This is a genomic window from Nonlabens sp. SCSIO 43208 (assembly GCF_050703575.1).
Lineage (GTDB): Bacteria > Bacteroidota > Bacteroidia > Flavobacteriales > Flavobacteriaceae > Nonlabens > Nonlabens tegetincola.
Map to the genome: position 1 here is coordinate 1,043,480 of NZ_CP065365.1, position 16,864 is coordinate 1,060,343.

Here is a 16,864-nt window from a genome sequence, read left to right on the forward strand (position 1 = left end):
ATTTTCACGAATTTAAATAATAACGAGTAAAAACAAAATTTATTACACATGCTTACCTACCTCAAAACCATGTTTACCTAAATACTGATTGCCAGAGTCGATAGCATCTTGTTCTAGGGTAGTTCCCATAGAATCATTCCACCTGTTCAAATAACCAAAGAGAGAAATCACTCCTAACATTTCTACTATCTCACCATCAGTCCAATGCTCGTGCAGGCGCTTTTTTATAGTTTCATCGACTGCATTAGGTACCTGACTGGCGGCTAGACTAAAATCCAGCGCTGCGCGCTCGGCTTCATTAAATGCGGGATGTGTACGATATTCCCAAATATTGTCCAGCTTTTCTTGTTCTGCACCGTAGCGTTCTGCGGCACGTATTGCGTGCGCTTGACAGTAGCGACAACCAGTTGCATTACTACTTACCCAGGCAATCATTCTTTTTAATGCACTAGTCACTAGTCCTTCATTTGCCATTACCGCTTTGTTTAGATGAATAAAAGCTTTGGAAATTGCTGGTCTACGCTGCATAGTAAGAACGGAATTTGGGCAAAAACCTAGTGTCTCATTAAAAAACGTTGCGAGTTCTTTGGTTTCGGGATCGTGATTAGCATCTAGTGGTGTGACTAATGGCATAGAATTAAAATTTTGTTTTCTTAAAAATAGAGAATTTATCTGTTGAAGGCATGAGGATTTTTTCATGTAGCGATTATATTTGAGGTTATGCGTTGGACTTTATTACCACAACCTGATGCTGTTTTAGTCGAGCAGCTTTCAAAAGAACTTAATGTAGACCCTATTCTTGCTAGTTTATTAGTAGGACGTGGTATTGACGCTTTCGCGAAAGCGAAATCCTTTTTTAGACCAAGTCTAGAGGAGTTACATGACCCTTTTTTAATGAAAGGAATGAATGAGGCTGTTCATCGTATTCAAAAAGCCGTCGGGAACAATGAAACTATAATGGTCTATGGTGATTATGATGTAGATGGGACTACGGCAGTTGCTTTGATGTCTTCCTTTTTAAGTAGTTTCTATGATAAGGTTACTACCTACATACCAGATAGATATAGGGAAGGTTACGGGATAAGCTATGCAGGAATTGATTATGCCCACGATAATGATATTTCATTAATCATAGCTTTGGATTGTGGTATCAAAGCTATCGACAAGGTAAAATATGCCAAAGAAAAAGGAATAGACTTTATAATCTGCGACCATCATAGACCAGGTAAATTTGTTCCTGATGCAGTCGCTGTACTTGATCCTAAACAGCATGATTGTTCTTACCCGTATGATGAACTGTGCGGTTGTGGAGTTGGGTTCAAGCTTTGTCAAGCGCTAGTGCAACACAACGATTGGGAATTTGAAATACTTATACCTTATCTAGATTTGGTGGCAACTGCTATAGCAGCAGATATTGTTCCTATAACTGGCGAAAATAGAATTTTGTGTTACCATGGTCTCAATGTTATAAACACATCACCTAGAGCTGGTTTCAAATCCATTATTGAACAGGTTAAAAAAAATACTTTAGACATTACCGATGTTGTATTTATTATAGCACCACGTATAAACGCAGCTGGTAGAATGAAGCATGGTCTGTATGCTGTTGATCTTTTAGTGGAACAGGATCTCGATCAAGCCCGAATAAAGGCAAAAGAAATTGATATATACAATCAAGATCGTCGCGAGCTAGATCAACTTATTACTGAAGAAGCCTTGCAACAAATTCACGACAACAAGGAAGAAAAACTTTTTACTAGTGTTGTTTTTAAGGAAGACTGGCACAAAGGTGTTATAGGCATAGTGGCGTCGCGACTCACTGAGACGCATTACCGGCCTACACTGGTTTTTACTAAAAATGGAGATAATCTTGCAGCTAGTGCTCGCAGTGTTTCAGGTTACGATGTTTATAATGCTCTAGAACAGTGCAGTGAGTTCATAGAGCAATTTGGAGGACATAAATATGCAGCTGGACTTACCATGCAACCAGAACAATTTTTAAATTTTAAAAAGAGATTTGAAGAGGTGGTTTGTGCCACTATAGATAAAAAATTACTTACTAAAGAATTAAAAATAGATGCATTACTTCCTTTAGAACGAATTACAGGTAAATTGTATCGAATTTTAAAGCAAATGGCACCCTTTGGTCCCAGAAATATGAGGCCGGTATTTTTGAGCAGAGCGGTCTATGACTCTGGATATGCAAAGCGTGTAGGAGAAAACGGAAAGCATTTAAAACTTGGTATCAAACCCCATGTAAACTCATCTCTCCAAATACCTGCCATAGGTTTTAATTTAGGAGATTGTATTTCCATAATACAGAACAACAAGCCATTTGATGTGGTTTATGTCCTTGAGGAGAATAGCTGGCAAGGTGTAACGAGTTTGCAGCTACGTATCAAGGACCTTAAACCGCATTAAAGTACAGATGGTAATTCATCTAATTTATAGTTCAAAGTAAGTTTTTGAGCTTGATTATAAAGTAAATTCCATTCCTTTTCAGTTAAAACCAGTTTCTTAGAAACTTGGGTTTTTAATGTGTTTTTGAATTGTTCTAAATTTCCTTTACTTAATCGTGCGCTTTTACGTAAAGTACTTCTCTTAAAGACGGTAGAGTTATACGTTTTGTCAGATGTTGCGGTGACTGTAATTTCAGGTAGACTATCTCTGTCTTTATAATCTTGTGAGTAGGATAAGCTACTGTAAAGCAAAAGTATAATACTTATAAATTGTAAATATGATTTCATGATTGTGGTTATAAAAGTTTAATGGTACAAAGTTACTACCGGTTACCACTTAAATAACTATCTATTAATCCTTAGAAATGATAAATTATTCCCTAATATTAAACGGGAAATGCTCTAGTTGAAAATCATTACCATCAAAAACTCCGTAGGTGTAATGTGAAATCCAATCACCTAAATTATAATAAGTGCTTTTCTCACCAACTTTGATAGTCATGGGCATATGCCTGTGACCAAATATGAAAAAATCATAATGTTCCTTAGTAAGTTTTCTTTTAGCATATTGAGCAAGCCACTCATTTTCTTCACCTAAAAATTTAGCGTCTTCGTCGCCTGATATAAGTTTGTTTTTAACGGAAAGATAGGTCGCTAGTTTTACCCCAATATCGGGATGAATCCATTTAAAACACCACTGGAAAAACTTGTTGGTGAATACCTTTTTCATGCGTTTGTAACCTTTATCACCAGGACCTAAACCATCACCATGACCTATTAAAAATTTTTTGCCGTTAAAATCAAAAGATTTGGGTTTGTGAAATACAGGTATACCTAATTCTTCTTCAAAATAACCAAACATCCATAAATCGTGGTTTCCTACAAAAAAGTAAATAGGCAACCCATTATCTGCCATAGTAGCGAGTTTACCTAAAACTCTTACATGATTTTTAGGAACCACTCTTTTGTATTCAAACCAAAAGTCAAACAAATCTCCTAACAAGAAAAGTGCTGCGGCATCCTTTTCAATGGTGTCTAACCAATTCAAAAAATGTTGTTCTCGAGGTTTACTTAACTCTTGAGTAGGAGCGCCTAGATGGTTGTCGCTTGAAAAATATATTTTCTTTCCAGATGGAATTTGCATAGAGCAAATATAAATATACCCTAGCTTTTACGATATTTATGCCATGATTAATGAGGAAATAGAGCGTAAATTTTTAGTATCCAACACAGAATTTTTAAAAGAATATCAAGGTGTGCAATTGATTCAAGGTTATTTAACTACCGATCCTTGTCGCACTGTACGTGTAAGAATACAAGAACATAGTGGTTATTTAACGATTAAAGGACCTAGTACTGATGACGGTCTTAAGCGCCTAGAATGGGAAAAGGAAATTAGTATAAGTGAAGCAGAAGCTTTATTGGAACTGTGCTTACCAACGCCTATTCATAAAATTAGATATAAGATACCGATAGGTACCCATTATTTTGAGGTCGATCTGTTTCAAAAAGATAACGCCGGTTTAATCATAGCCGAAATTGAGCTGAATTCAGAGTTAGATGAATTTGATGTGCCGGAATGGTTAGGTGAAGAAGTAACAGGAAATAATAAATACTATAATTCATACATTAGTAAAAATCCCTTTTCAACATGGTAAAATATTGGATTAGCTTAATTTTAATTACTACAATTTTAAGCTGCAATACTTCAAATAAAACTTCAAAAATAGAAAACAATCTTCCAGATGAAGTAATTACGGATTCAATCCAATTGATTCAAAAATCTGATTCCTTGAAAAAACTCGGGTATAATGTGTTTACTTATAAAGAAGCAAACAAACATTATTTAATGCAAGAGTATTTTATGGTTCAATTGCTATCTGGTGATAATGATAGTATTCCTAAGGAAGTGTTGTCTCAATTACAACAAGATCATTTGGCCTACCTTTCTAAATTGTATAACCTAGGTCATGCTTCTTTAATAGGACCCATGAATAACGGTAAGGAATGGAGAGGAATTGTTGTTTATAACACACCCAGTTTTAAAATGGCAGACAGTCTTGCCAATCAGGATCCGCTTGTAAAAAGTGGTGCCTTAAAAGTAAAGACCACCGGTTGGTGGACCGAAAAAGGTGGTAGGCTTAGGTAATTATTTAAACGTGAGTTGGATTATAATTTGATAGCCACTTTCATCAACTGCGGTAATTAAATGCTTTCCTTTTTGTGCAGTGATTGGCATTTCATGGATTCCTTGAGTAACACCTAGGTAATCATTATTCTTATACCAGTGCACTGTGTTGTTGTTACGTTTGTGAGCCAGTTGAAATATTACCGGATTAAGTTCTCCATTTACATTGATGGTATTAGTTATGATGCTATTATGTTGCGGAGTCATTATACTCATTATAGGTTCCAATTTTAAAGAACAATTTTCTAAGTAATCAGGTACAGCGGTAAAAGCAGGAGTGGACTTTTGGTAGAAATAAGATTCTATGGGCGGTAGAATTAGGTAAGTTTTTTGCTCCAGATCACCTACTTCTCTACAATCGGTTGTAGCTCTTTTTCCCGATTGTTTATCGATATTAATTTTTTTATGAAAAGGGCAAGCCGCAAAACGGGTACCATTGCTAGGAATATAGGATAGAGTTTGTGGGCAATCAGGGTTAGGCAAGTAACCGGTAACTGAGCATGTGTTTATGTGTGCTAGATCGTCGTACGGAGGCTTGAACCAAGGCTCTTGCGGTAATCGATTAAATAAATCAAAAAGTACCGGCGCCGCACTGTCTATTCCTGTCATTGCTGCCCTGCCTTCACCATCGGCGTTTCCTGTCCATACACCAATAACGTACTTTGGTGTTACTCCTATAGCCCACGCATCTCGGTTACCGTAACTTGTTCCTGTTTTCCAGGCGATTTCTTTATCTGGATTGAAAAAATGCCAGATTTCTTCACCTTCAGGTCGATTTACCGTTTTCATTGCTTCAAAGGTTTGGTAAATACTGCCAGCTCCGTATATCTCTGGTTCTAGATACCAGTTGGTTTCCTCTGAGTTTTTTGTTAATTCTGCTTTCGCGAAAGCGGAATCGCCATCAGCTTTTTTGATATAAGTAAGTTGCTCAAATAACCCATAATGATACTCACTGTTGTTAGCTTCATAATCCTTAAGCTGTTTTGCAAGAACGGCATAGGCTTTACACATATCCCATAAACTACTTTCTGCACCGCCAATTACTAGGCTCAGCCCATACGTGTTTGCTCCTCTATTTACATCAGTCAATTGTAGTTCTTGTAACTTGTTATAGAACCTAGGAACTGTATGTTGTTGCAATAACCGTACAGCAGGAATGTTAAGAGATCGCGCCAGTGCTTTATCAGCAGGAATCATTCCTGCATAAGAACGATTAAAATTTTCGGTTCTAAAGCCGTCGATTAGGGTAGGGACATCTGGAACAAATGTTTTGGGTAGCAATTCACCTTGATCCATCATGCTGGCATATAAGAAAGGTTTTAATACGCTTCCTGTACTGCGCGGTGCTGTAATAATGTCTACATCCTTACCATGTTCACTGGTGGTAGGTGAATTACCTACATAGGCTACCACTTCCATATTGTCAATATCCAGTACTAGCATAGAGAGATTGTGTACTCCATTAAGCTTTAGTTTTTGGTAATGATTATTTACAATACGGTTTACCATTTGCTGCATATCATGCTCAATAGTAGTGGTTACTCTAGCTGTACCATATTCCTTATTAATTCTATTGAGTAAATGAGGTGCACTTCTAGGAATATTAAAGTTCTTGTCAGGAACTCTTTCAGCAATTGATAATTCGTAATCTGTTTGATCTATTATTCCTTTCTCCTTTAATTTAAACAATAGCTGATCGCGTTTTTGTTTTAATTGATTTTGTCGCTTACCTGGATAGATAAGACCTGGTGCATTGGGCAATACAGCTAGTGTTGCACTTTCTGCCCAACTCAATTCATGCGGACTTCTTCCAAAATAACGGTATGATGCCATTTCTAGTCCGATTACATTACCGCCATAGGGTGCGTGTGAGGCATAGAGTTCTAGAATTTCATCTTTAGAAAGTTTTAATTCTAATCTAGTTGCCCATATTAATTCAACTAACTTTTCATAGTAGGAGCGTTCTTTTTTACGAGCTAATCTAATGACTTGTTGAGTAATAGTGCTTCCTCCACGTACAACCTTACCAGCCTCAAAATTTTGTCGCATGGCGTTTAAAATCGAGATAGGATTAAATCCCGGATGCGAATAAAAGTGCTCGTCCTCGTAGAAAAGTACACTCTGTTTGTACTTATAAGGAACGCTATCTACTCGAGGAAAACGCCACTGTTCATCTTTAGCAATATGTGCATCTAGTAAAATACCTTCTTTACTTTCAATGACTGTGGAATAAGGGACGTTAAAAAGTCTTTGCGGTAGACAGAAATAGTACCATATACTTAGTACGAGGAAAAACATTATTTTCCATTTATGTTTAAGTATTAAATGCCCTAGTTTATTCTTCATTTTTCGCCTCTACAGATAGCTCATATTACTTGCAACTAAGAATAAATAGAAGTGATTATTTTTCCCTCTTGTTTTGAAGAATCAAGGAATTCTGGTGGTGCTAGATCGCGTTGTCGAGCAGCGTCTTGATAATATTCTTTCCTACTAGTGTGTGGTTCACTTACTGCGTGTAATACTTTTGTTTTAATAGTTTCATTGATTAAACCAATGATTAAGTTTATAACGTGGTTGCGATGAACCAAGTTAACTGGCATGTCGGGATTTTTTAAATCTGTTTTACCTTTTAAATGATTAATAGGATGCCTGTCGTCACCAATTAGACCACATGGCCTTAGTATTGTTGCATTGGGATACCAGTTTCTTAATTCTTCCTCGGCAGCAATAATCTTTTTGCCTGTATTTGATTGCGAGTTTGGTATATTGTTTTCCGAATATGTGGTAATAGGAAAAGTGTCTTGAAATACTGAAGTGCTAGAAACAAAAATAAAATCTGGTATTTTATACACCAAAGCAAACTTAGCAATCATCCTTACTTTATAGGCAAAATCACTATCTGGATTTTTGCGCAATCCTGGTGGAATAGCAACTATTAAAGTATTTAGACCTTCTAAAAAAGTTTTTAAATCGCCAAAAATTTTATCTTCCTTTATGTCGATTATATAGCTTTTTATCCCAGACTGTTCTAAAATTGCGACATCATCAGGTTGTCTCACAGTAGCTCTACATGTAAAATCTAAAGCCTTTAACTGGAATGCAAGCTCTTTTCCTAGCCATCCTGCACCTAAGATACCGATTGTTTTCTTGTTATTTTTCATCAGCAGTTTGTTCTTCAACTATTGTTTGCTGGTTTACTAGTTTAATACTTCGCTTTTTAAGAACAGCATCGTTAAGAACAAACGGCATAGACATTTGCTCGATAGGTCTTGCAGTTATTTCAAATTCGGACCGTTGCATTAAATCAAAACTCGCTCCATAAAAAATAAGCTCTGGATTATCCTGGACCGAAAAGGCTAATTCCATAACCAAAGGCTCATTATCTTTTATATAATAACTTAATAGACGATTTCCCCATCTATAGCCAAAGGGTGTCTCGCTCTTACCTGTTTTAGGAACTTGCAAGCCGTTTACCACTGCTCTTTTAAATAGAACCTTGTCTGTGGTAAATGCTTCTATACGATGCAGGGTTTCTGTGCTGCTCACTTTCAATTTAACCTTACGGTCTTCTCCTACAAGTGTATCGCTTAATATCTCTATATCAAGTGAAGCTAGTTTCTTGTATTCGGCTGGTGCTACATAACTAAAACCAGTTCCATACTTTGAGTCAATACTGTTTTTATTAAGTTCTCTAGCGTTTTGAGGATTGTTACCTAGTTTTTCTTTAACCCAATCGGTTAAGGTTGGATCATAGGTCGCCCATTGGGCTTTGTTTTCATCTTGATTATGAATGTAAACTAGGCTGGTGGATTGGGGTTGGGATGGTGAGAATTCTGCTTTCGCGAAAGCGTAAACACCACAACCAATAGTTATAATTAAGGACATAAATGCTAGTAATCCTTTCTTTCTATAATGTCCTGTGATAGGAACTAACAAACCAAACAGTAACGCAGTAAGAACAGATGCTACAAATAAAATACTCATTCCTAGTGCTACTGGAAAAGCTTTAATAAATGGTGAAAGAATAAAAATTGCGGGAACAGATAATAGGACTAGAAGGATGTAGCTAGGTCTTTTTTGCTGTATATTGATGTACAGCATTATTAAACTGCAAAAAACAGGAATGATCAAAAATCCTGCGCCTGGTAAAAAGATCGAACCTAGAATACCGCCATCGCCTACAGGAAACGCTACTAGTAAACAGATAAGCCATAAAATAAAAATGGGAGCAACGCTTAAACTAGGTATGCGATCACGGTGGTAATACTTGTGATATAAGAAAAAGCTAATGGTAAGAGCAATAAACGCAGCTGCCGCAATCAACCAGTATCCGTTATACGGGAATCCATGTAATTGATGTATGTAAAACTCAGATTCTTTAATCCCTATCCACGTGTAGTTAGTAATTAAGTAACTTATAATAAGTGCTCCTAGAAACGGTACAAAACCACCCAATAAATAAGTAAGTTGAATTCGCCTGCGTTTTATTCCGTAAACAATAAGAGTTATCATTAATACAAATGCTACTATTATTAAACCACTTAACCAGCTAAATGGAAATTGCACCATTTTTATCAATGGTAAGGGTACGTAAACTACATCATCATTTTTTTCAGTTTTAAGTCTATCAGTCAAATCAATGCTAGAAAAATAATCTAACTGCGGCATGAGATAGCTGCCTTGATGAGCAAGTGTGTTGCGATCTAGGCGTTCATATGAATCTAGTTGAGTATGATAGTCAAAATGATCACCTATAAAAGCAAAGTTTAATCCATTAATATCACCGTCTTCTCTAAAAATGGTAAGGTCGGTATCATTAGGTATCATTTTATAAATACTATAGGCTAGTGAATTAGCTACAGGATATTCAACTCCTGACTTGCTAAATGCCTCGATGATTTTTCTATTACCACCGTTTGTTTCAACTAGCATATAGCTAGGGCCGCCACTACCGCGCGCTTCAAAGTTTAAAACGAATCCAACATCTTGTGCCCACTCATGTTTATTGACAAAAGTGCTTGCGCCATTTAAGCCTAGCTCTTCACCATCAGTAATGCAAATGATAATATCGTTTTCAGGTTGCTCATTTTTGGCAAGAAAAGCTCTTGTTGCTTCTAGTATAGTGGCTACACCGCTTGCAGCATCACTTGCTCCTTTACTACTGTGAGGATCACTGTCGTAATGAGAAAGTAACAATAGGGCATTTTTAGAGTCGGTGCGACCTTTAATACGTGCTAGAATATTCTCAGGTTTTGACATATTTCCGTTCCAGCTAATATCATAAGCAGATTGTGTTGTAACATTAAGCCCGTAAGATTTTAGTTGTGTAATGATGTAATCCCTTGCCTTATCGTGTGCCTTGCTTCCTAGATAATGCGGCTCGACTGAAAGTGCTTGTATGTGTTCAAGTGCTCTTGCTGTTGACCACTCAGAGGCTGGAACGTTTTCCTTAACCTCACTAGATGGTGTTTGAGAATAGAATGCGTAAAAAACAAGTAAAAGAATAATTACAAACGATATTGCAGATGAGAAGTGTGATTTAGGTCTCATGGTTGTGTGGTTTCTTGTCAGTAAGATGGTGAAATTAAATAAAAAATACTGCTTATTGTGTTTCTTATTAAATTAACCTTTTCTTACTTAATTAGGTTGCTAGATAAAGCAGACTGTAATATCATAATACCTATAGTTTCGTTTAAAAATAATACCTTTGAAAATTCATTAAAAGGTAAGCATTTTGACAGTAGATCCTAAAGAAATTTCTACAGCCCAGTTACATGGACTCATGCTAGGAGCAGTTCAACCGCGACCTATTGCATTTGCTAGTACAGTTGATGTTGATGGTAATGTGAATCTATCACCTTATTCTTTTTTCAATGTCTTTAGTGCAAATCCACCGATTATGATATTCTCATCGGCTAGGAGAGTGCGCAATAACACAGTAAAACATACCTTGCTTAATGCACAAGCTACCCAAGAAGTGGTAATTAATATTGTCAATTACGATATTGTACAGCAAATGTCATTGAGCAGCACCGAATATGATGCTGGTGTTGATGAGTTTGTAAAATCTGGATTAACAGCGGTAAAAAGTGATCTGGTACAACCACCTAGAGTTGAAGAAAGCCCAGCAGCTTTTGAATGTAAGGTAAAGGAAATAGTTGAACTAGGTCAAGAAGGTGGTGCAGGTAATTTAATTATTTGCGAGGTCGTAAAAGTGCACATTAAGGACGAAGTTCTAACTGACGATCAAAAAATCGATCCTTTTAAAATTGATACAGTAGCAAGAATGGGTGGTAATTGGTACTGCCGTTCAAAAGATGCTATGTTTGAGGTGCCTAAACCTTTAACCTCATTAGGTGTAGGAGTTGACGCATTACCAGAACACGCAAGAAACAGTCACGTGCTTACAGGTAATGATTTAGGTAAATTAGGTAATGTAGAACGTGTGCCAGAGCGTGATGAGGTGATCGCTTTTGCGAAAGCGGAACAATTACCAGCATTATCGATAGAAGAAAAACATAATAGGGCAAAAGAATATATAGCAGCTGGACAGTTGATGAATGCCTGGAACATTTTATTATTTTAACATGGAAGTACAAGGAAAAGTAAAGTTGATAGGTGAAACAAAAACCTATGGAAATAACGGATTTCAAAAACGCGAATTAGTAGTAACAACGGAAGAGCAATACCCACAACATTTGCTTATTGAATTTGTTCAAGACAAAACAAATTTATTGGATAGTTACCAAGTAGGAGATGCAATAAAAGTAGGTATAAACTTAAGAGGTAGAGAATGGCAAACTCCACAGGGCGAGATTAAATATTTTAATTCTATCTCTGGTTGGCGTATAGAAAAAGTAGGAGCTCAAGCACCACAAGGTGCTCCTGAGGTTCCACCATTTGATGAATACGAGCCGGTATCAAATACAAATGCCGAAGATCACGACGATTTACCTTTCTAAATGAACATACAACTAGTACGCACGGATTCTAAACATCCAGAGTTTATGTGTTTAGTTCAACAATTAGATGCTTATCTCGCTGTTAAAGATGGAGATGAGCATTCTTTTTATAATCAATTTAATTGCATTGAACATTTGAATCATGTGGTTCTAGTGATAAATGATCAAACCGCAGTTGCATGTGGTGCCTTTAAACAATACGATTCCCAAACCGTAGAGATTAAACGTATGTTTACAGCCACTGCAGCTCGAAATCAAGGTATAGCTTAATGAATTAGAAAATTGGGCAAGCGATTTAGGTTTTAAAAAAGTGCAGCTAGAAACAGGTCAACGACAAACTGAAGCTCTTTCCTTCTACCAGAAATGCGGTTATTACAAAATCCCTTGTTATGGACCTTACAAGGATATGGAGAATAGCGTGTGTTTCGGGAAGGAGTTTAAATCGTAAAAAACGGTAAAATCTAAAACTCAAAAGCCGATTTCTGTTTAAGAAATCGGCTTTTGATTTATAAGTTCGGTTGCTCTTTAAGATGGCTAAATGATCAATCTTAATTCACCTGTATAAGATATAGTGAACCCTTCATTTGCATCGTCTGCAGTACCGCTACCAGTAATCTTATAGTCTCCATTTTCTAATAGTTCTACGGTAATCGTTCCAGAAAAAATCTCGTCTTCAATAATGGCCTCACCCAATTGTGCGTTATAATCAACGCCTATAAAGGCATATACCGTTTGAGCTTGTTGATTAAGACTGTCTAGGTTATACGTTCCTGGCTGTAAACCATCATTTACAGTCGTGTAGAATTCTAATCCTACTATATCGCCGTTTCCTGAAAGTATATTTGAACTGTTGAGCGTTAATCCTGGCCCAGAAAGGACGACGTTTGTAAGAAAAAGATTTGGACTATCCTCTGAGCTTTGCGATCTATAACCTTGTTCTAGGCTGTAATTATCATCTCCTAGAGTAAATTCATTTACTGCTACAGGTTCCTCTTCATTAGAAGAATTATCATCATCTGGATTACAGCTGCTTAAAGCAATGAGGATACAGGCAAAAGCGATATATTTTAAACGATATTGCATTGTTTGTGTTTTATAAATTAATATCAAAATGGTATTGCGTTGTTATAATCTTCTTCTGTAAAAGTATAAGAAAAGTTTCGAGAGTTACCGTCTCGCTCGTAATATGAACTAAAAAAGAATTCATCGTCTTGACCTTCAAATCTTCTTAAGTAAGTTAATTTTTTTAGGTTGTCAAACTTTACAATAACTGAATCAAACCTGTAAACATTTACTGGACTAAGTATTCTAAGACTATTATCACATTTCTGATCAATTAAACCCATACCATTAATAGAGAATGAATCTATTAGACTAACAAACTGTCCAGAGTTAAAACTGTAAAGTTCTAAATTGACATTTCTGTCAGTTCCATTTATAAACGAATAACAAGTAGCTCTTTCATCTTCATGTCTTACACAGGATAAAAACAATAAAGCTATAAGAAGTAGTTTTTTCATTTTACCAATTATTAAAAAGTTGTAAAACATCAGTGGGGTTATCCTTGTTTAGTGCATTTAAATTTGATCTGTAATCGTCTAAATCTGTTGCATTTTTTAAAGCTTCTTGAACTTCTCTCATGGTGAAATTTTATACATTATTGTTTTTTCTAAAACTAAACAAATTTATTGGATAGTTACCAAGTAGGAGATGCAGTGAAAGTAGGTATAAACTTAAGAGGTAGAGAATGGCAAACTCCACAGGGCGAGATTAAATATTTTAATTCTATCTCTGGTTGGCGTATAGAAAAAGTAGGAGCTCAAGCACCACAAGGTGCTCCTGAGGTTCCACCATTTGATGAATACGAGCCGGTATCAAATACAAATGCCGAAGATCACGACGATTTACCATTTTAACAAATACTTACTTTTAAAGACTAGGCTTTCCTGTATTTTTATGGGAAAGCTTTTTTATTTTTATGATCGAATTTTTGAGCACATTGTTTTTTGTATTTGCGGTAATAGATCCTATAGGCTCAATTCCTGTTTATCTTGAAGCTACTAAACAATTTGATAAGAAACATAAAAAACTAATTGCTATAAAAGCTGCCGGTGTGGCTTTTCTTATTCTATTATTTTTTATTGTAATCGGTCAAATTATTTTGGAATCAATGTCCGTGTCTTTGGATGCCTTTCAAATTTCTGGCGGAGTAATTTTATTTCTTTTTGCGCTCACAATGATTTTTGGAGATGGTAAACCAGAAGGAGAAAAAAAAGGAATTACCGATTATAAACACGTCATTATATTTCCTTTAGCGATACCGTCCATTGCATCACCAGGAGCTATAATGGCAGTGGTACTTATGACTGACAATCACTTATTTTCTATAGAACAACAAACCATGACCACTGCTATAGTGCTCGTGGTAATAGCACTTACTTGTCTTATACTTCTAGCAGCAAATAAATTACAGCAATATATAGGTAGTTATGGAATAACTGTAATAAGTAAAGTGATGGGGCTTATACTAGCATCTTATGCAGTACAAAATATACTCTCTGGTATTAATAGCTATTTCGTCATTGGATCATAAAAACAAAAATCCCGACTGGCTTTGTCGGGATTCTCTTTTAAATAGTTTGGTCTTCAAAAAGAAACTCAAAAAAAGCAATGATGAAAATAAATTAGTTTTGAAGACCGTATCAAAGATTAACAAAATTAACAGTATTTCCAAACAAACATAGAAGTTTAACGTGTATATCTTACAGAACGAGCTTTATTTTCCTCCTGTTAATCAAGCACCTGACCATGGTTTGCTTGCTGTAGGTGGTGATTTAAAAGTAGACCGATTATTACTTGCTTACAACAATGGAATTTTTCCTTGGTACAACGATGGTGAGCCTATTTGCTGGTGGAGCCCAGATCCCAGAATGATATTTGATTTGCAATCGGAAAGGCCTATGAGGATTACAAAATCACTTAAACAAAGTAGGAAGAATAAAGGTTATTTTATTAAAGAAAACACTTGTTTTGAACAGGTTATGAAAGCATGCGCACAAGTCTCTCGGCCTGATCAAGAAGGTACTTGGATTATGGATGAAATGATCGAGGCTTATTCAAAAATGCATCAACTAGGCCATGCGGTAAGTGTTGAAGTTTTTAAAAACGGTGAACTTGTAGGTGGATTATACGGTATCGATTTACCAGAAAAAAAGGTGTTTTGCGGTGAGAGCATGTTTGCTTTGCAGCCAGATGCCAGTAAAATTGCTTTGTGGCATTTAGTAGAAAAATTGCAATTAAAGGAATATAAAATTATTGATGCTCAAATTTATAACGATCATCTAGCAAGCTTAGGAGCAGTTGAGATTCCTAGGGAAAGTTTTATTGAATTACTTAATATTTAATTACTATACACTACAAGAATTTAATCGCTACAAACTCCAGTAACCTCCTAGATTTATAAACAGTAAGCGTTCTGTATTTTGGGTAAATGATTCCCATCGGTATTCGGTACTTAATTGTAATTTGAAGTTACGGCTAATTTGATTTCCTAGATTAAAAATGAGGCGTTGGTCCCAGAAGGGTTTCGTCCGATTTTCTGCAATAAATAAAGTTTCGATTGACGCACCCAGGTACCATTCATTTTTATCTGTTTGTATTCCATTGAGAGGCAATGCAATGGAATACCTATATCTCCATCTGTGCGTTATTCTATCACCACGGTATCGTTGATCCCACCGTATACGATGTGCCATTTTAAGTTGGTTATATTTTCTTGAATAAGCGTATTGTTCGGTAATCCTGAGCTCACTGGTATTTGAGTTTCTAAGATCACGATACATGATCCCTATACCTATTTGACCATAAAATCCTACTTCATAATTGGTGTAATGACTGGCTTGTATATGTAGTAGACCTGCGTTGTCACCTGTTAGGCTGCGTTGTTCTAGCGCGCTTACAAATGACCATCGGTAATTATTGTCGTAAGAAATATTAAGGGCATTTTGAAATAAAGTATTATCGACAATTTGACTTACGGCAGTTTGTGATAATAAAAGGACGATTAAGATTCTAAAATAATAAGAAGTCATACTCTAATCGTTTAACATCTTTAACCTCTAGGATCATACCTCTTCTATCAAATAAATATTCCCTGCGATAAATCTTACGCTTATCCTTAAAAGCAACAATTATTTCATATCCATCAGGATTTGATTGCTGTAATTTTTGTTTTAAACTAAGAATTGAGCTAGGGCTGTAATGCTCTTGTATCTTTTCTATTTTAAACTTACGAGCAACGGTATCAAGTCTTTTATTGATCGAATCAATAACTATTTTTGACAGTTTGTTTTTCTTTATTTCAATTTCTGTTTCTTTTAAAGCTCCATTCTCAAAAAATTCTATACTGTATTTCTTGCCCTTATACTTAAATTTTGCTTCGTAGCTGTTAGAATCACCGTCGGTTTCTTGATAATATTTCATTTTTACCCTAAGCGGAATCAGGCTATCCAATATTTGTTTGGATAGAGAAGGGAACTCACTACTTTTTATTCGTTCTTCATGCTCTATTTTAAGAGCGTTAGTTTGAGCAATTACCACTGTGGTAACTAGAAAAAATAGTAAGTAGATGATGTGCTTAAATCTGGTCATATCTAAAACAGCTGGTTTCATGATCGTTAACTATTCCACAGGCTTGCAAATAGGCATATACGATGGTGCTACCTACAAATTTAAAACCTCTTTTTTTAAGATCTTTTGATATCTGATCTGACAACTTGGTGTTAGCAGGAGCTTCTTTATAATCAGAAACTGCATTTTTAACAGGTTGATTATCAACAAATGACCATATGTAATGGGAAAAACTTCCAAACTCTTGTTGTGTATTTATAAATGCTTGAGCGTTGGTCACAATAGCATTTACTTTTAATTTATTTCTTATGATTCCTGGATTTTGAAGTAGTTCTTGCTTTTTTTGATTATCATATTGAGCAATTTTGTAATAATCAAATTGATCTAGAGCTTGTCTATAGTTTTCTCGCTTTCTTAAAATAGTAATCCAGCTTAGACCAGCTTGCATACATTCCAGGATTAAGAACTCAAATAGGGTTTTATCGTCATAAACAGGTACGCCCCATTCTGTATCGTGATATAGCTCATAAAGCTCATCGCCTATACACCAGCCGCATTTGTTTTTGTTCATAATACTAATGTAAACAAAAACACCTGCGGTAAAGCAGGTGTTTTATAATAAAGTC

The 16,864-nt window shown here is 35.8% G+C and carries 18 protein-coding genes and 2 pseudogenes; 9 read left to right on the forward strand and 11 right to left on the reverse strand.

What is annotated here, in order from left to right; translation table 11 throughout:
• Window positions 1-42: 42 nt before the first annotated feature.
• Window positions 43-633 carry a carboxymuconolactone decarboxylase family protein gene (locus tag I5168_RS05015; RefSeq protein ID WP_431472755.1) on the reverse strand — a complete coding sequence of 197 codons (591 nt, stop codon included), beginning with the start codon at window positions 631-633 and terminating at the stop codon, window positions 43-45.
• Between the two features lie 87 nt (window positions 634-720).
• Here I5168_RS05015 and recJ point away from each other — a divergent pair, with 87 nt between their 5' ends.
• Window positions 721-2,421 (forward strand): single-stranded-DNA-specific exonuclease RecJ, encoded by a 1,701-nt coding sequence (recJ, locus tag I5168_RS05020; protein WP_431472595.1) that lies wholly within the window; start codon window positions 721-723, stop codon window positions 2,419-2,421.
• Here recJ and I5168_RS05025 read toward each other — a convergent pair.
• Together I5168_RS05025 and I5168_RS05030 are read right to left on the reverse strand one after the other, a co-directional pair.
• A complete protein-coding gene (locus I5168_RS05025) occupies window positions 2,418-2,747 on the reverse strand; it encodes a hypothetical protein (RefSeq protein WP_105017991.1) in 330 nt (109 codons plus the stop codon). The genes recJ and I5168_RS05025 overlap by 4 nt on opposite strands.
• Window positions 2,748-2,832: 85 nt before the next feature.
• Complete coding sequence (locus tag I5168_RS05030; RefSeq protein WP_105017992.1) at window positions 2,833-3,603, reverse strand: UDP-2,3-diacylglucosamine diphosphatase; 771 nt, start codon at window positions 3,601-3,603, stop codon at window positions 2,833-2,835.
• Window positions 3,604-3,646: 43 nt separating this feature from the next.
• Between I5168_RS05030 and I5168_RS05035 the strand changes: the two genes are divergently transcribed.
• On the forward strand, window positions 3,647-4,117 hold the full coding sequence (locus I5168_RS05035; protein WP_431472596.1) for a CYTH domain-containing protein: 471 nt from the start codon (window positions 3,647-3,649) through the stop codon (window positions 4,115-4,117).
• Window positions 4,111-4,608, forward strand: a complete 498-nt coding sequence (locus tag I5168_RS05040) for a YciI family protein (RefSeq protein WP_431472597.1) — start codon at window positions 4,111-4,113, stop codon at window positions 4,606-4,608. The genes I5168_RS05035 and I5168_RS05040 overlap by 7 nt, the downstream gene beginning before the upstream one ends.
• On the opposite strand, the gene pbpC is transcribed toward I5168_RS05040, so the two are convergent.
• Genes pbpC through I5168_RS05055 form a run of 3 tightly spaced genes read right to left on the reverse strand, consistent with a single transcriptional unit; the run spans window position 4,609 to window position 10,197 of the window.
• Entirely contained in the window at window positions 4,609-6,993 is a 2,385-nt protein-coding gene (pbpC, locus tag I5168_RS05045; RefSeq protein ID WP_431472598.1) for a penicillin-binding protein 1C, read from the reverse strand.
• A gap of 35 nt (window positions 6,994-7,028) precedes the next feature.
• Window positions 7,029-7,808, reverse strand: coding sequence for an NAD(P)H-binding protein (locus I5168_RS05050; protein WP_431472599.1), 780 nt, complete (start codon window positions 7,806-7,808; stop codon window positions 7,029-7,031).
• Window positions 7,798-10,197, reverse strand: coding sequence for a M28 family peptidase (locus I5168_RS05055; RefSeq protein ID WP_431472600.1), 2,400 nt, complete (start codon window positions 10,195-10,197; stop codon window positions 7,798-7,800). Before I5168_RS05055 ends, I5168_RS05050 begins: the two co-directional genes overlap by 11 nt.
• Before the next feature lie 181 nt (window positions 10,198-10,378).
• Between I5168_RS05055 and I5168_RS05060 the strand changes: the two genes are divergently transcribed.
• The 3 genes and pseudogenes from I5168_RS05060 (at window position 10,379) to I5168_RS05070 (ending at window position 12,057) form a co-directional block, all read left to right on the forward strand.
• Entirely contained in the window at window positions 10,379-11,233 is an 855-nt protein-coding gene (locus I5168_RS05060; protein WP_060523649.1) for a flavin reductase family protein, read from the forward strand.
• A 1-nt stretch (window position 11,234) separates the two neighbouring features.
• Window positions 11,235-11,609, forward strand: a complete 375-nt coding sequence (locus tag I5168_RS05065; protein ID WP_431472601.1) for a DUF3127 domain-containing protein — start codon at window positions 11,235-11,237, stop codon at window positions 11,607-11,609.
• Window positions 11,610-11,654: 45 nt separating this feature from the next.
• A pseudogene (locus I5168_RS05070) lies at window positions 11,655-12,057 on the forward strand (GNAT family N-acetyltransferase).
• A gap of 86 nt (window positions 12,058-12,143) precedes the next feature.
• Here the strand turns inward: I5168_RS05070 and I5168_RS05075 are convergent.
• Together I5168_RS05075 and I5168_RS05080 are read right to left on the reverse strand one after the other, a co-directional pair.
• Window positions 12,144-12,692 carry a hypothetical protein gene (locus tag I5168_RS05075; RefSeq protein WP_105017998.1) on the reverse strand — a complete coding sequence of 183 codons (549 nt, stop codon included), beginning with the start codon at window positions 12,690-12,692 and terminating at the stop codon, window positions 12,144-12,146.
• Window positions 12,693-12,715: 23 nt separating this feature from the next.
• Window positions 12,716-13,129: a hypothetical protein gene (locus I5168_RS05080; protein WP_431472602.1), complete on the reverse strand. Its 414-nt coding sequence runs from the start codon at window positions 13,127-13,129 to the stop codon at window positions 12,716-12,718.
• Between the two features lie 159 nt (window positions 13,130-13,288).
• Between I5168_RS05080 and I5168_RS05085 the strand changes: the two are divergent.
• From I5168_RS05085 to aat, 3 genes and pseudogenes are all read left to right on the forward strand, one after another.
• Window positions 13,289-13,525 (forward strand): annotated as a pseudogene (locus tag I5168_RS05085) (DUF3127 domain-containing protein); the annotation flags it as partial.
• Window positions 13,526-13,587: 62 nt separating this feature from the next.
• Window positions 13,588-14,202, forward strand: a complete 615-nt coding sequence (locus I5168_RS05090) for a MarC family protein (protein WP_431472603.1) — start codon at window positions 13,588-13,590, stop codon at window positions 14,200-14,202.
• 160 nt (window positions 14,203-14,362) lie between these two features.
• Entirely contained in the window at window positions 14,363-15,013 is a 651-nt protein-coding gene (aat, locus tag I5168_RS05095; protein WP_105018001.1) for a leucyl/phenylalanyl-tRNA--protein transferase, read from the forward strand.
• A 27-nt stretch (window positions 15,014-15,040) separates the two neighbouring features.
• Here the strand turns inward: aat and I5168_RS05100 are convergent, their stop codons facing one another.
• The 3 genes from I5168_RS05100 to I5168_RS05110 are packed head-to-tail and all read right to left on the reverse strand — an operon-like array spanning window position 15,041 to window position 16,809.
• Entirely contained in the window at window positions 15,041-15,700 is a 660-nt protein-coding gene (locus I5168_RS05100) for a DUF2490 domain-containing protein (protein ID WP_105018002.1), read from the reverse strand.
• Window positions 15,681-16,280 (reverse strand): hypothetical protein, encoded by a 600-nt coding sequence (locus tag I5168_RS05105; protein WP_431472604.1) that lies wholly within the window; start codon window positions 16,278-16,280, stop codon window positions 15,681-15,683. Before I5168_RS05105 ends, I5168_RS05100 begins: the two co-directional genes overlap by 20 nt.
• Entirely contained in the window at window positions 16,246-16,809 is a 564-nt protein-coding gene (locus I5168_RS05110; protein WP_431472605.1) for a DNA-3-methyladenine glycosylase I, read from the reverse strand. Before I5168_RS05110 ends, I5168_RS05105 begins: the two co-directional genes overlap by 35 nt.
• Window positions 16,810-16,864 lie beyond the last annotated feature (55 nt).

Excerpts from the sequence above, each read along its gene's own strand:
- I5168_RS05015 (WP_431472755.1), bottom strand. The coding sequence starts at position 633 with ATGCCATTAGTCACACCACTAGATGCTAATCACGATCCCGAAACCAAA.
- recJ (WP_431472595.1), top strand. The coding sequence starts at position 721 with ATGCGTTGGACTTTATTACCACAACCTGATGCTGTTTTAGTCGAGCAG.
- I5168_RS05025 (WP_105017991.1), bottom strand. The coding sequence starts at position 2,747 with ATGAAATCATATTTACAATTTATAAGTATTATACTTTTGCTTTACAGT.
- I5168_RS05030 (WP_105017992.1), bottom strand. The coding sequence starts at position 3,603 with ATGCAAATTCCATCTGGAAAGAAAATATATTTTTCAAGCGACAACCAT.
- I5168_RS05035 (WP_431472596.1), top strand. The coding sequence starts at position 3,647 with ATGATTAATGAGGAAATAGAGCGTAAATTTTTAGTATCCAACACAGAA.
- I5168_RS05040 (WP_431472597.1), top strand. The coding sequence starts at position 4,111 with ATGGTAAAATATTGGATTAGCTTAATTTTAATTACTACAATTTTAAGC.
- pbpC (WP_431472598.1), bottom strand. The coding sequence starts at position 6,993 with ATGAAGAATAAACTAGGGCATTTAATACTTAAACATAAATGGAAAATA.
- I5168_RS05050 (WP_431472599.1), bottom strand. The coding sequence starts at position 7,808 with ATGAAAAATAACAAGAAAACAATCGGTATCTTAGGTGCAGGATGGCTA.
- I5168_RS05055 (WP_431472600.1), bottom strand. The coding sequence starts at position 10,197 with ATGAGACCTAAATCACACTTCTCATCTGCAATATCGTTTGTAATTATT.
- I5168_RS05065 (WP_431472601.1), top strand. The coding sequence starts at position 11,235 with ATGGAAGTACAAGGAAAAGTAAAGTTGATAGGTGAAACAAAAACCTAT.
- I5168_RS05075 (WP_105017998.1), bottom strand. The coding sequence starts at position 12,692 with ATGCAATATCGTTTAAAATATATCGCTTTTGCCTGTATCCTCATTGCT.
- I5168_RS05080 (WP_431472602.1), bottom strand. The coding sequence starts at position 13,129 with ATGAAAAAACTACTTCTTATAGCTTTATTGTTTTTATCCTGTGTAAGA.
- I5168_RS05090 (WP_431472603.1), top strand. The coding sequence starts at position 13,588 with ATGATCGAATTTTTGAGCACATTGTTTTTTGTATTTGCGGTAATAGAT.
- I5168_RS05100 (WP_105018002.1), bottom strand. The coding sequence starts at position 15,700 with ATGACTTCTTATTATTTTAGAATCTTAATCGTCCTTTTATTATCACAA.
- I5168_RS05105 (WP_431472604.1), bottom strand. The coding sequence starts at position 16,280 with ATGAAACCAGCTGTTTTAGATATGACCAGATTTAAGCACATCATCTAC.
- I5168_RS05110 (WP_431472605.1), bottom strand. The coding sequence starts at position 16,809 with ATGAACAAAAACAAATGCGGCTGGTGTATAGGCGATGAGCTTTATGAG.